At 37.6% G+C, this 15,092-nt stretch carries 11 protein-coding genes; all 11 read left to right on the top strand.

Going from position 1 to position 15,092, the window contains the following annotated elements:
• Positions 1–7 precede the first annotated feature (7 nt).
• The 11 genes from OCV82_RS09175 (at position 8) to OCV82_RS09125 (ending at position 14,901) form a co-directional block, all read left to right on the top strand.
• Entirely contained in the window at positions 8–1,357 is a 1,350-nt protein-coding gene (locus tag OCV82_RS09175) for a site-specific integrase (RefSeq protein ID WP_154044149.1), read from the top strand.
• Positions 1,358–1,377: 20 nt separating this feature from the next.
• On the top strand, positions 1,378–2,349 hold the full coding sequence (gene traN / locus OCV82_RS09170) for a conjugative transposon protein TraN (protein ID WP_154044148.1): 972 nt from the start codon (positions 1,378–1,380) through the stop codon (positions 2,347–2,349).
• Between the two features lie 2 nt (positions 2,350–2,351).
• The gene (locus tag OCV82_RS09165) at positions 2,352–2,924 is read left to right on the top strand and encodes a conjugal transfer protein TraO (RefSeq protein ID WP_154044147.1); all 573 of its coding nucleotides are present in this window, start codon (positions 2,352–2,354) and stop codon (positions 2,922–2,924) included.
• Positions 2,925–2,930: 6 nt separating this feature from the next.
• The gene (locus OCV82_RS09160) at positions 2,931–3,809 is read left to right on the top strand and encodes a toprim domain-containing protein (RefSeq protein ID WP_154044146.1); all 879 of its coding nucleotides are present in this window, start codon (positions 2,931–2,933) and stop codon (positions 3,807–3,809) included.
• 33 nt (positions 3,810–3,842) lie between these two features.
• On the top strand, positions 3,843–4,346 hold the full coding sequence (locus OCV82_RS09155) for a DUF3872 domain-containing protein (protein WP_032944587.1): 504 nt from the start codon (positions 3,843–3,845) through the stop codon (positions 4,344–4,346).
• 13 nt (positions 4,347–4,359) lie between these two features.
• Positions 4,360–4,872, top strand: a complete 513-nt coding sequence (locus OCV82_RS09150) for a glycoside hydrolase family protein (protein ID WP_154044196.1) — start codon at positions 4,360–4,362, stop codon at positions 4,870–4,872.
• Between the two features lie 71 nt (positions 4,873–4,943).
• Positions 4,944–6,152 (top strand): tyrosine-type recombinase/integrase, encoded by a 1,209-nt coding sequence (locus OCV82_RS09145; protein WP_154044145.1) that lies wholly within the window; start codon positions 4,944–4,946, stop codon positions 6,150–6,152.
• 272 nt (positions 6,153–6,424) lie between these two features.
• Positions 6,425–7,036: a UpxY family transcription antiterminator gene (locus tag OCV82_RS09140; RefSeq protein ID WP_262543359.1), complete on the top strand. Its 612-nt coding sequence runs from the start codon at positions 6,425–6,427 to the stop codon at positions 7,034–7,036.
• 181 nt (positions 7,037–7,217) lie between these two features.
• Positions 7,218–8,537: a hypothetical protein gene (locus OCV82_RS09135; RefSeq protein ID WP_154044144.1), complete on the top strand. Its 1,320-nt coding sequence runs from the start codon at positions 7,218–7,220 to the stop codon at positions 8,535–8,537.
• The gene (locus OCV82_RS09130) at positions 8,537–11,734 is read left to right on the top strand and encodes an acetate and sugar kinases/Hsc70/actin family protein (RefSeq protein ID WP_154044143.1); all 3,198 of its coding nucleotides are present in this window, start codon (positions 8,537–8,539) and stop codon (positions 11,732–11,734) included. Before OCV82_RS09135 ends, OCV82_RS09130 begins: the two co-directional genes overlap by 1 nt.
• 50 nt (positions 11,735–11,784) lie before the next feature.
• Positions 11,785–14,901 carry a V-type ATP synthase subunit I domain-containing protein gene (locus OCV82_RS09125; protein ID WP_154044142.1) on the top strand — a complete coding sequence of 1,039 codons (3,117 nt, stop codon included), beginning with the start codon at positions 11,785–11,787 and terminating at the stop codon, positions 14,899–14,901.
• Positions 14,902–15,092 lie beyond the last annotated feature (191 nt).

Below are 15,092 nucleotides of genomic sequence, written 5' to 3'. Positions count from 1 at the left end.
TAGGATTATGAAAAGAAATACTGATAATATGGAAATCAAACGTCGCAGTACATTTGCGATACTGTTTTATATAAACCGTACCAAAATCCGTAAAGACGGAACATGTCAGCTGCTGTGCAAGATAAGCATAGATGCCAAATGGGAACAGATAGGAACGAAAGTGTCTGTCAATCCTGCCGTCTGGAATCCGGAAAAGGGACGGGCTGACGGCCGCAGTGAGAATGCTATTACCGTCAACCGGGCCATTGATGATCTGACAAAAGAAATCAAGGAGCATTACAGGCGGATTAAGAACAGTCTGGGATTTATTACGGCAGAGCAGGTAAAGAATGCCGTGATGGGAGTCGGTCAGAAACCGCTAACTCTGTTGGCTCTTTTCAGAGAGCATAACGAGGAGTTCAAGAAGCGTATCGGGGTGGACCGGATAAAGGAAAGTTATGATTCCTACTTGCGCTCATATAAGCACCTTTCGGCTTTTGTGCAGGAAAAACGCGGCGTAGAGGATGTTTTGTTACGAAACCTTGACCGTGTTTTTTATGATGATTTTGAACTGTTTCTCAGGACGGACAGGAACTTGAGCCCGAAGACCGTACATGAGCATCTTTACAGACTTAAGAAGATGACCATGCGGGCTGTCAGCCAGGGAACAATTCGCCGTGATCCGTACTGCCGCCTTCATCCTGAATTGCCCAAACGGAAAAGCCGTCATCTCAAACTGGAAGACCTGAAGACACTGCTTACAACACCTGTCGAGAAACCACAGCTTCAGTTTGTCCGAGACATGTTCATCTTCTCCACCTTTACCGGACTTGCCTATGCAGATTTGAAAAGACTGACTGTTAATGATATTACACAGTCAGAGGACGGTTCATGGTGGATTCATATCCATCGCCAGAAAACAGGAACATTGTCTTCTGTACGGTTGCTGGATATTCCGTTGAAGATAATTGAAAAGTATCGGGAACAGCGTCATGATGACAAGGTTTTCAATTTATACATACGTGAGTATTTCATTATGCTTACCCGTAAGTTAGGTGAGGTGTATGGTTTTGAACTCACATTTCATAAGGCGCGACACAATTTCGGAACTCATATAACTCTTTCAATGGGCATTCCAATTGAAACGGTCGGTAAAATGATGGGGCACATGCGAATTGAAACTACGCAGCTTTATGCTAAAGTCACCGACAAGAAAGTAGATGAAGACATGAAACGTCTGAAGGCAGCTGGTCTAAGCCAAACATCCGGCTTATATAAGGAGGATGTTATAGTAAGGAAACAGAGACGAAAATCCAACAGCCAGCTACACCTCAAATCAGGCTACAGACTGATGCTTTATCAGAACAACAATCAATAACCCATTAAAACAGTAAAGACATGAAAAAGATTCTTTTGATGCTTGCCCTCGCAAGCGGCGTTGCAAGTGCACATGCACAGTCGGCTGATACCACGGCCGTAAATGATTTGACCCTGAAGGCGGATATCTATCCGCAGCAGGAGGATGGCGACCTCTATCACGGGCTGTCCAGAAAGCTCACCTTTGACCGGATGATTCCGCCTTACGGTCTGGAAGTGACGTATGACAAGACGACCCATATCATCTTTCCCTCGGCTGTCCGTTACGTGGATCTCGGTTCTCCGAATCTGATTGCGGGCAAGGCAGACGGTTCAGAGAATGTAATCAGAGTAAAGGCTACCAGAAAGAACTTCCGTGAGGAGACCAACATGTCGGTGATTACCGAAAGCGGAAGTTTCTACACCTTCAATGTCAAGTATGCCGACGAGCCCCTGCTGCTCAACATCGAGATGGCCGATTTCATCCATGACGGCAGTGAGGTGAACCGCCCGAACAATGCCCTTGACATCTACCTGAAGGAACTCGGCAGCGAGTCGCCCAAGCTGGTACATCTTATTGCCAAGGCTATCCACAAGGATAACAGACGCCACATCAAGCATATCGGAAGCAAGGCGTTCGGCATCCAGTACCTGCTGCGCGGACTCTATACCCACAACGGACTGCTCTATTTCCACACCCAGGTGAAGAACACGTCGAACGTACCTTATGAGGTGGATTTCGTGACGTTCAAGATCGTGGACAAGAAGGTACTCAAGCGCACGGCCATCCAGAAGCAGGTGATATTTCCGCTGCGTGCCTACAACTATGCCACGGCTGTCGCCGGAAAGAAGGACGAGCGTACCGTCTTTGTCTTTGACAAGTTCACCATTCCCGCCGACAAGATGCTGGTGGTGGAGATGCACGAGAAGAGCGGAGGCCGTCACCAGACATTCACCGTGGAGAGTGAGGACATCGTGAGAGCGAGGGTTATCAATGAACTTAAAGTGAAATGACCATGAAGAAGTATCTGTTTCTTTTTGCAGTATGCGTATCGCTTGCCCTGTCATCGGGGCAGGCATACGCCCAGCGTTACCTTCCGGGAATGAAGGGCGTGGAACTCAGGGGAGGCTTTGCCGGAAACCTGAAATCACCGGTTGACTGGTACACGGGCTTTGCCGTGTCGGGATATACGAAAAGGTCCAACCATTGGGTGGCTGGCGTGGAATACCTGCTGAAGAACTACGGCTATCGCGGGACTTCCGTTCCACGGGCCCAGTTTACTGCGGAGGGTGGCTATTATTTGAAGTTCCTGTCCGACCCGGCAAAGATATTCTTCCTTTCTGTAGGCGGTTCTGCCTTGGTGGGATATGAGACGTTGAACTGGGGTGAAAAAGTTCTGTATGACGGTTCCATGCTTTCCCATCGGGATGCCTTTGTCTATGGCGGAGCCCTGACGCTGGAGCTGGAAAGCTATGTGACTGACCGTATCGTGCTGCTTGCCCATGTGCGCGAACGTGTGCTATGGGGCAGTTCTCTGGGAAAGTTCACGACACAGTTCGGGCTTGGAGTCCGTTTCATCATCAATTAGATGCCTATGGATATAGAGATGATCAGAGGCATTCCCATTGAGGAATTCCTGTCCCGTTTGGGATATGAGCCCGTCAGAAGGCACGGCGACGAATGCTGGTATCTCTCCCCGTGCCGTGAGGAAAGGACACCTTCGTTCCATGTGAATACCCGTAAGGGTGTATGGCATGACTTCGGTACCGGGCATGGAGGCGACATCTTCACCCTTGCGGGGGAACTTTCAGGAAGTGACGGCTTCATGGCGCAGGCGAGGTTCATCGCCGGAGTATATGGAGGAACAATACCTGAATATGCCGGACAGAAAAGAGAAAAGGAAAGTGTCAGGACAGAAAGGCGCAAGGAGCCTTCCCGCTTTGAGGAGGTGGTTTGCGGTCCCTTGCACTGTAATGTCCTGCTCGGCTATCTGAAGGGACGCGGCATTCCCGCCGAAATCGCCCGTACGGAGTGCGAGGAAGTACGGTTCCGTCTGTACGGCAAGCGGTATTTCGCCGTCGGTTTCAGGAATATGGGCGGAGGCTATGAGCTTCGGACCAGATTCATGAAATGGTGTCTGCCGCCCAAGGATATTTCGGTTATCCGCAATGGCTCGCTTACCTGCAACCTGTTTGAGGGCTTCATCGACTTTCTTTCATGGAAGGTACTCGGCATCAGCCGCGGTGAGGATTATCTGGTCCTCAATTCGGTGGCCCTTCTTGAACGGTCGTTCCCTTATCTGGACAATTACGGGAAGATCCGGTGCTACCTGGACAATGACGATGCCGGAAAAAGGACGCTGGCCGTCCTTCGGAAACGCTACGGTGACAGGATTGACGACTGTTCCGACCTGTATGCCGGATGCAAGGACCTGAACGAATACCTGGAAAGCAATTTTCCACCTGAACAGTAATTTTTTTATAAACCGTTAAAACAAGAAATGAATATGAAACCTAATATGAACAGAAAAGGGCTGTATGCCCTTGTATGCGCCCTGATGGGCCTGACCTTCGGTATACTGACCTCATGCAGCGATGACCTTGACGTGCAGCAGTCCTATCCCTTTACGGTGGAGACGATGCCGGTTCCCACACGTATTGTGAAGGGTGAAACCGTGGAAATCCGTTGTGAACTGAAACGGGAAGGACGGTTCTCTGATGCCCGATATACCATCCGTTATTTCCAGCCGGACGGCAAAGGCAAGCTGCGCATGGACGACGGGATGGTGCTGCTGCCCAACGACCGTTATCCTCTGGACAGGGAGGTGTTCCGCCTTTATTACACCTCAGAGTGTGAGGACCAGCAGAGCATTGACATCTATTTTGAGGACAACAGCGAGCCGGCACAGCTTTTCCAGCTGACCTTCGATTTCAACAATGAGACGGAGGACGAGGATACCGTGGTTACTTCCGGCGGCAAGGAACTGCCTGTCGTTATCGTATCACAATGAACCTGACCTGCCTATGGGAATAAGAGCAAAGTTGTTTGCGGCGTTTTTCGCCATAGCCTGCTTCGGGAGCATACCGTTGCGGGCGGAGAATCCGGTAAAGGAGAAACAGGACAGGTTCAGCCTTGCCGTAGAGTGTATCAAGCGGTTTGAGGGCTGGCATTCTTCCTGGCATTACCCCTATGTAGGTTGGGGTCATTGCCTGCAACCCGGGGAAAAGTATTCTGCCCATACCATGACAAGGCAACAGGCTGATGAACTTCTCAGGAAGGATTTGCGCAGGTTCTGCGCCATGTTCAGGCAATTCGGAAAGGATTCTTTGTTGCTGGCCACGCTTGCCTATAATGTCGGTCCGTACAGGCTTTTAGGCAACAAGAAAATACCCAAGAGTACTCTTGTCAGGAAACTGGAGGCAGGTGACAGAAATATCTATAAGGAGTACATTTCTTTTCGGTGTTACAAAGGCAAGGTAGTGCCGAGCATTGAACGGAGAAGGAAAGTGGAGTTTGAACTCCTTTATATACTGTGATTAAATTATTTATAAGCCTTCCTTTGAAACTAAGAGAAGGCTTTTTTCTTGTCAAAGTAAAATTTATAAGTATGATATCAGTAAAGGTAAAGTTTAGACCGTCAACCGTTGATGGAAAGGAAGGTAGCTTATACTACCAAATAATATATAAGAGAGTACCTCGACAATTTGTAACAGATTATAAAATAAAAACTACTGAATGGAATATATATAGCGGTAATCTGGAATTTAGCCAGGCGGATATGCCAAGATATAATTACTTGTCAACTGTCATACAGAAAATAGAATGGGACAAAAGAAGATTTCAGCAAATTTTTAACAGACTGTTATCTTCTAATAAAACATTCACTACAGATGATATAGTACAGGAGTTTCAGAATCAAGCTTCGGAAATTACGTTATTCAACTATATGCGGAATATGATTGGCAGATTCTGGAGACAGGGACAATACCGGACGAGTGAAACATATTCATCTACCCTTAACAGTTTTTCCGAGTTCAGAAATGGAGTTGACCTGTATTTTGAAGATATGGATTCCGATTTGCTGCTTTCATATGAATATCATCTGAAATCCAAGGCTCTTTCTCCTAATACAATATCTTTTTATATGAAACGCCTGAGAGCAGTTTACAATAAAGCGATTGATGACGGATTTATTGAAAATAAAAATTTGTTTAGGCGTGTTTTTACGTCTTCCGAGAAAACGGTTAAAAGAGCCATTTCACTAAAACATATCAAAAGGCTGAAAAGTTTGGATTTAAGTTATTCGGCATCCAAAGAGTTTGCCCGTGACATGTTCCTGTTCAGCTTTTATACCCGAGGAATGTCATTCGTGGATATTGCGTATTTGCAGGAAAAGGATTTAAAGGGCAATGTATTGACTTATCGCCGGAAAAAGACAGGGCAGTTACTGAACATACAATGGGAACGTTGCATGCAGGAAATAGTCAACAAATACTCTTCTTGTTCCCACTCTCCTTATCTCTTACCCATTATAAAGAACCCTGAGATTGATTTGCGAAAACAATATCAGAATGTTCAGTCATTGATTAACCGCAACCTCAAGAGTATCGGAATGGATTTGAAACTTCCTATGCCGCTTACAATGTATTGTGCCCGCCATTCTTGGGCAAGCATTGCACGGAGTGAAGGTATCCCGATTGCTGTTATCAGTGAAGGGATGGGACACGATTCGGAGAGTACCACCCAAATCTACCTCGCTTCTTTAGAAACACAGGTAATAGACAAAGCCAATCGTAAAATATTGAAGTTGCTGTAATTCAAGATTGTACAAGGGAGTCGTTTAATGGACTCCTTTTTGTTGATGTGTCAAATTGTTTAGGTAAAATATGTATCTCCTTGTAGGAGATAGGTATATATACGCAAAATTAGTTATTTTGCATCAAACTAAATCTTTTTTGAAGATTTTTTTCATACTTAGACAGAAAAAACTTTCTAATATCCCTGTTTGTGTGACAAAATCCATACGAATACATACATAATATCATAATTATCAATTATATAATAGAAAGTACAATCTCCTACAAGGAGATGGATAAAAATAACAAGAATATGGGTGTCCAAGATGTATACCATAAGAGAGAAAAATCGTTTGCCAATGGGACAAACGACCGCGAAGCGCACCAAAAACGTTGGATTGCCGTTCTTGTTCAAATGAATTGTGAGAAGAAAACAGCTACCCAATTGATTAAGGCTGGTTACGAAACTTATATTCCCACACAACAAGAAATACATCAATGGAGTGATAGGAAGAAAAAAGTAAACAGGCTCATTATGCCAATGGTAGTGTTTGTTCGTGCAACAGTAAATGAAGAAGAATGGTTGCGCAGTCAATCGTATATCTTCAAGCTCTTAGCCTTACCTGGCAGTGATGAAGACAAGCGAAAATTCGCGACACCTATCCCAGACTATCAAATAGACAGATTAAAGTTTATGCTTGAAAAAGCAGAAACAGAAGTTACAATTGTAAGTGATTTTAATGTAGGCGATCCCATTTCTATAATAGATGGTCCTCTGAAAGGGCTTGAAGGGGTAGTAAGCGAGACAGATGACAAACATTCTATTTGTGGAGTTCTAATTGATGGATTGGGATATGCTTGTGTGCAAATATCAAAATCCTGCTTAAGTTATTCATTAATTTAATAGAACTTGATGTTTATAGTACTCAAATAAAAAATAACATCTGAACTTTTAAAAGTCTTCGTAGTTCTGATTTGTGAATCTAAAAGAAAATATTATTTGAATTTCAAATAGATAGCATTGGTTATGCGTTTGTCAAAATAGGCAAAGCTTCTTAATGCGTCAATTATAATTGCAATACTTTATGTATAAGAAAAGAGATAAATTCACTGCAAAGTTTATGGCATATAAAAATGTTAGTAGCTTGTTACTATTATATCTTTTATTAACATCATCACTTACACATGCCACTGAAATTCCAAATCATTATATTATTGCATTCGATCGTTCAATAGAAAGTAGACGTACATTTTATGAATCAAATGAAATATTAAAGATAATAAATAATACACTTCTAGATAATGATTTTCAAACAGAATCTGACTATATATCTATTGTAGGTTATACAATGGAATATGGGAATCCTAACATTGAAAGATATGCTAGATTATATAATAGCAAGGACGGCCCTATAGCGTGGTATCAACCCAAAGGGAAAACACTTCTAGAATTATTCCCAGATTGGCCAACAGGTGAACCAACATTAGAATATTATAATTCGCCTTTTGGATCAATGCAATCTTTAGCCAAACCATTTGCTGTAATTGAAACAAAAAGGGATGATTCATCTTGCGAGTTAGCAAATCGAACCTTTTTGTATGTTATTACAGATGAGGTCGTAAATGGAACAGATGATAATTATAGACAAGAATGGAGAAACGCATCATCATGCTATGGTTCAAATTGGTCACAATTTGAAAAAATTTCTAACCATGTATTTAATACACTACAATTATTTAATGAGGAATTTAAGTTTATTCAGATTAAGCTTAATAAAGGTAATGCAAAGTTTGACAAATTACCCATTTCTCCTGATGGGGTGTATAAAATAGTACCTTATGAAGTTGTGTCAGTTGAACGACCGTCTATACATGCTATAACAAACATACCATCTCCTCTACCTATTCAGAGAGTTAAAGGAGGTTTCTCGTTAAAATTTGATTCACATTCATATTCACAGAAATATAAAATAATTAATATAGAAATATCAGACACTAAAGGTGCACTGCTCGGTTCAACAGATTCTGGTAAATTAGACGTTTTTTTACCTTCTGAAAAAATTTCCGTTGGTGATTCTATTCGTTTATCATTAACCGTATCCCTTAACGATGGTCATTACAATGGGGTAATTATATCTCCAACTAATCCTCGTTATCGTGATGGCATGACAGTTAATCAACTTATAAAGATTCAAAATGAAACAAAAATCTTAGGTGTTTTACCCTTATCCGATTCTTTTTGGTGGTGGTTCCCCAATGATATCTTTTCTGCAATATTAATTTGGGATTTGATAATAATATTAGCATTCATAATCGTAATAGGATATATTTTTTATAGATGTTTTGTTAGAATTAATACTTATAAACCATCTAATGATAAAATAACAATTAATAAAACAGAATAATGCAAGTCAAAATAAACTTAAATAATCCTCCTACTACAGATAAAATTAATGTAGATCTGCAGTGGCGTGTACAAGTGACAAGTCCCAAAAAAGGATTTTTGCCTAAACTTTTTCGTAAACACAATCGTGTTACACGTGATTTAAAAATATCCGTGTCAGATATTATTGTGCCAGAAGAAATAGTATGTAATAAAAGTAATCTTTTCTCGATATTATCAGGAGACACTCTTTATTCTCAATCTCAGTTTCCTGTAAATATCCAGATGACAGATATGACAATGCCATTCCAACTTCTTTTTCATCAAGGAGAAATTAAGGATTGCGTAAGACAACAAGATGACAATCCTCGTTCATATACAATACTCTTTACTGTTAATTTAACAGATTTAAAAGATAATTTGATAGATTCCTCAAAAGAATCTATAGAAATAATCTTTGATCCGTTAGGAGTAAAACCTAATTTTGCAATTGATATTAATGAGGAGGAAATTCAGTATTCTGCTTCATTAGGAAATGAAAGGATTGGAACATTTGCTGCATGGCTCAATGAGGAATTTCAATTCACTCCAAGTCAAGTAGCTGATATCTCCCTAAAACTCTATAAAGGTACAACAGAACTTCCTGGCATAATTTTCTTAAATAATAATAGCAATACTTCCACTGTTTCAATTAAAGCCGGGAAAAGAAATGTTGTAAAACTACCTATATTTATAGATTTTACAACCATACCTAATCCAATTTGCGAAGAAGATGATTTTACAATCGAATCTCTTATAGTTTTATCTGCATCCTATAGTCCAGAAGTAAAAGAAACGATTTTAAAGCAAACGCATTTTAAACTACTCAAAGATCAACAAGGAACAGAACTACGGGTTTCCATTCAACTTCCTGAAAAAGAACCTGTACTATGCGATAACGAACGTTCATATCCAGCGATTCCTATGAATTTTGTTCCTAGAAGTAGACTAATGGGACAGGTAGATGTTATTCTACAAAATATTGCTACTGACAATTCTAATAAAAATTCAGGCTTATATATCAAGAATCTTACACTGACAGAAGAACTTGTAGGTGAAATTAAAGTCATAGGTGAAAACAACTCGATTCTTAATCGCTTTATCTCAATTGATGGCTCTGGCGTAGAAGAGATGAACAGTCCTGATGGTTTGTTTATTCCGAATGGTCCTAGTTCCAATTCAACTATCCATGTATCATTCAATCCATCTAGCATTGTAGATATTGTTAATTCAAAAAATTACGATTTTAAAATACAATCTACATTAGCCTTCGATTATTGGGAGGACAAAAATGGATTAGGAGATCTTAATGAAGAATATAAGAAACGAAAGAGTATTCCCATCATTTGGCAATTACATTTAGAACCAAATCCTGAATGGTTATGTGTGGATTATGGTTCCTCTGCTATTGTTTGTAGATATGATAATGAAATACTTGATTTAAAGAGACAAAAAGATAGTATTTTTAGAATAGCAGAAGATGGAAAATTCAGATTAGACACTATTGAAGGAAAAACTCCATTCTTGTCTTCTGATATAGTACTTCATACAGTTCGAGACACCGCTCAAAGTACACTATGTAGCCAGCAAAACAAAGATGAAAATACTCCTTACCTTAATTTATCTGTCTGTTTATCACCAACATCTAGTTTAATTAAAAATGATGTAAGAACTCAGTTACCTTGTCTTAAAATCCTTGTTGGTAATGAATATTTACCATCAAAACCAGACTTCCTCACTTTTAGGTATGCTAGAAAAGATTTAAATGGCAAAGTTGAAACTATTGAGGCTAAAGATGCAATGTCTAAGAAAGAGGAATCATGTATATTAAAAATTTCATCAATTTTTAATGAAGCATATTCAGCACTATTTAAGTATTTTATATTTCCTGAAACCAAAGAGAAAACTATTAATAAACTAGTGCTTACATATCCAAATACATATACACCAGCACACTTGAAAGTTCTGGAGAAGATAGCTCACGAAACTTTCCCCAAGGTAAGGGATGGATACCTGAAATTTGTGAGTGAATCTGATGCCGTTTCTGCATATTATCTTCAGAACTGGGATTCTTTTAATAAAGGAAGAAATATATCAGAGGATGAGACTGTATTAGTATATGATATGGGAGCAGGAACGCTAGATATAACACTATTCAGTAAGCGTAAGAATGAGAATGGTAAAATAGAAGTAAATATTCTTGGAAAGATCGGAACAGGAAAAGCTGGTAACTATCTTGATTATATAATAAGTGAAATTATTAATGAAAAAGTTCCTGGCGCAATTAGAGGTCCAAAGACTGTATCAACTACGTCTGTACCTGACGTCCAAACTCTTAATGAACGCTTAGACTTAAAACAAACGGTTAAAGATATTATAAAACCTAATTTGAAACCAGATGTAGAGTTATCTTGTGGACCGAGCAAGTTTAATAGCTCTATAATTTTAGGGGACAATCGTTTTGTTGAATTCTTGGACCAAGTAACATATGGTATTATAACACAATTACTTTCTTATATTAATGATAGTAACTTAGTTATTAATACTGTGCTGATGTCTGGCCGTAGTTGTCGTTTAGAAACCTTACAGAAAGCACTCAAAAACACGTTAAATAAAATCGGATGCCCTGATGCTAGAATTGTAAAATTCAAGAGTAATGGAGATAAAGAAAAGACTGTAGTTGTTGAAGGTGCAATGGCAAGAGCGTCATTATTTAGTTCCGCAGAATCTCCAGTTCAAATCCGGTCTCGTCGGCTTTATGCGTCTTATGGTTTAGTATATCAAAAATTAGGTGGTACTTATAAATACACAGAATTATTAAAAAGTTCGGATTTGCCATTTATATCTGATAATACAAATCTTAATGATTTTGAAAGTAATAATGTTGAAGTCGTCGGTACTGCATCTGCTGGAAACATTAAATTAATACAAACATATCTTTCACCAGAAGACACTGAATTTGCCTATAATAATAGGGATCTTGAATTTATATCAGAAATGGAAGAGTATGATATGGCTGATTTTGATGGTAAAGATAAGTTAAATGTAAGATTAAAGTTAGATTATAAGAACAACATCTCTCTTTATGTAAATGGTCGTATTTCTATTGGTAGTTCACCTAAAGGAGTTGATCTTTCAAGTGAAATTACAAAACGAAGCGTTTGGCCTGTGACAATATAAATGATTTGATATTTAAATATACCTTACCGGAAAATAGTTTATATAAATATATGAAGAAAGTAATTTTAGCATTACTAATGTTGTTTACACACAACCTAGTATTTGCACAGTTAGATGGAGAATTGGGGGTGCTTGCTCCGAATGGTCATTTCGTAATTGATGAAGAAGAAATTCGTATTGAATCATCAAAACAAATTATTTGTAATGATAGAAGAGATTCTATATATGTAGCGTTTGGTAAATCAAATTGGATTAAACTTCAGCCAAAGTTTATTAAGAATAATATAACACGTGCTAAGATAGAAAATAGGTTAGAAACAGATAGAAACATATTTGTTCAGATTGGTGCTAAAAATAATGGAACTGATTTCTTAAGTAACGAAATTAAATATTTAGCCAAACAATCTGGAAGTGGAGCAGCTGATAATTCATACGTTATCATAAATAAGAAAGATTTGCCTCTTACTCTTTTTATAGATGGCAGAGAAATTACTTTAGTCGAATTTTTACCTACAGACCAAACTCACTGTGACCTACTCCGTAAAAAAGTTAATGCATATACAGAATTACCAAATTGTAAATATGATACTTTATCGATTGCAGATTTAAAAAATACAGCTTTCGATTTATTAGACTTAAATCCGTCTAAATATTGGAAGTCTTCTGCTGTTAAATACTTTATAAATGGTCATGAATATTCTGTAACAGAAGAGAAATTCACAATCCCAGATAGTATTTATTCTAATTTGAACGCAGGTGATAACATAGCTTTATCATATAAAATTGAATTTAATCACGTTGATGGTTTTTTCAATCATTTTAGAGAGGGAAAACTTGTTGACATTCACATAAAAGAGTCTGATAATAAATCAGTATTATGGCTTTTATTACTAATTCCTGTTATAATATTAGTTTACTATTATAAAAAAAAGAAGCCATGTAATAATGGAGAACAAGATCCAACAGGTTCTATTGATGGCTCTGAACAAGTTCAACAAGGAAATGAGGAAACCATCAATGACGTACCACAGGAAAGTGAAGATATTTCCTCTAAAATTTCAGAAGTAAAACAAAGCACAGATGTAGATCATGTATTGAATTCTCTTATACCCAATCTAGAAGAATTAAGTACAGAAGAAAAAATTGGACGTATCAAGCAAGAACTTTCTTCAGGAAATAGAGCTAAAGAAAAGATTTTAAATCTTTTTAAAGAGTTTAATATATCAAGTAATAATTACAATGATTTAGTAAGCTATATTAAATCACTTATCGAATCTATTGAAAATATAAAAAGTGAACAGAACAACTCCCCTGAAATGATTTCGGGTCAAATTCTCTCTTTAATGATTAATAAAAACAGTAAAATTTTATCGTCATTAATAGAGAAAGCTAAATCAGAGTGTACTAACTCTACAAAGCCCAATTATGAAACCTTGCAGAAATTAATCAACCTGCTGCCTATTAACCTTAAAGATTTCTCAAAGCCAATCGTAGTAGATAATAGTTCCAGCCTTGATTTTACAGAGCAACAAATGAGCACAGCTACCAATCGCCGTAAGATGATGGTATGGATGATAGATCAATTAGAAATCAAAGGTTACAAAGGGCTCAATAGGAATGACAATATTGATAACAATTTTACTAAATTAGTAGAATTATTATCGACAAAACCACAAGATGAAAATAATATATCTCTTGAAGATGCTATTGATGAAGCAATAAACAATGATAAATTTACTAGTACTCAAAAAGCTAAATTGCTAGTTACTCTTATTGATCATATTAATTCTACAGTAAATGATGATTCATATCTTATTGATACATCGTTAGCATTGGATGATTTTATTTCCTTTATATCTGAAAAAATTCAGTCTCCAAACAATTTTGAAGATGCTCAAGAAATCATTAAAAACAATAATTTGAATGCTATTAATGGAATCTTAGAAAGTGATATTAAAGATTTTGATCAAGAGTCATTAAAAACTGCTTTAAGAACAGCTATTGTTAAACTACTCAATAAACATTTAAAAGGTTTTGAGGCAGAAAACATTGAAGAAGCGTTCAAAACAATCAATACTTCTCTTGCTAATTCTGAAGTATTAAAAAATACTCTAAAAGAAAACGAAATTAACGCAATTGATGAGCTTCCATCTAAGATACGAAAAAAACAAACAGAAGAAATAATAAGTTCTGTTAATCAAAAAGTTAAAGAACTATTCCCTGATAAATATTTTGACTCTATTCAAAAGCTCATCAATGCTTTACTGGTATTCTCTACAAATGCAAAGGATAATGAACTTTTAATCGTTGATGAGCTTGAGGAAAAGATAAGTCTAAGAGATTCTTCATATGTTTCCTCAGAAGAGAAAAATATCATTAAACTAATTAATGTCTATAATAATCTTATTACTGATAATGAGAATAAACTTAACACGGACATTGCTGAAAAGAAAAATAAAATATTAGAATTAGAAACTGAAATAACTAATAAAGAATCTGAAATTTCAACACTAAGTGCAGAGAACAACTCTTTAATGATTGAATCTGTTGTAATGGTTGATAATTTGAGAGATTGTGCTGAAGAGATAATTAGTTCATGTAAGACTATCCTACATCCTTGCTCTGATAACGATGAAAGTCAATGTGTCGATATTGAAGATCGCTTATTTGCAGAATTGTCTAATTCTATAAATAAAATAAAAAATCTTCCTGTTGACAAAGACTCTACTCCTGTTGAAACTCGTAAAAAAATTCAATCAATCTTAATTGAAGAATTGATGTCAGATAACAGTCCAATCAATACAATATGTAGATATTTTGCATACAGCCGATTACCATTTATGACTGATACATCCAGAGAATATGGTATAACATTCAACCGTAAAAACATGTACGAACTCTTTAATACAGTTGAAACTATGTATGTAAGATTTGGCATCAATTTCAATATCCCTGATTTATTTGTAGCGGGATATAATGAAGGAAATTATGAAAATCTTACAGGGAAAACATACGGAGATCTTGATAATTTATGCCAAAATTCAAGAAATCACTTTGATAACATAGACTCAAAAGTTAAACCATCAGATGTGATTGTTGATATGATAAATGTCGGTTTTTCTGTCGATGGTAAGGTAGAAAGAATAACATCAGTATTAACATATTAACTCAAGTTTCGCAAGTGCGAAACTTGCAGGAGTTAAAGGAGTTAAATGAAGTTATCGCCCACCAAGGTGGGCTTAGGAGTTAAAAGTCAATAGACTTGTTACTGCCAGTTTTCTCTTTGCAAGGCTATCGGCTCTAACTTCTAACAAAGCAAAGCGGAGCGATAACTTCTATAACGTCTTAACTTCCAGGG

This window comes from Bacteroides cellulolyticus (assembly GCF_025567135.1).
Lineage (GTDB): Bacteria > Bacteroidota > Bacteroidia > Bacteroidales > Bacteroidaceae > Phocaeicola > Phocaeicola cellulolyticus.
Note: the sequence above shows the minus strand (reverse complement) of the source record. Positions and strands in the feature narration are given on the sequence as shown.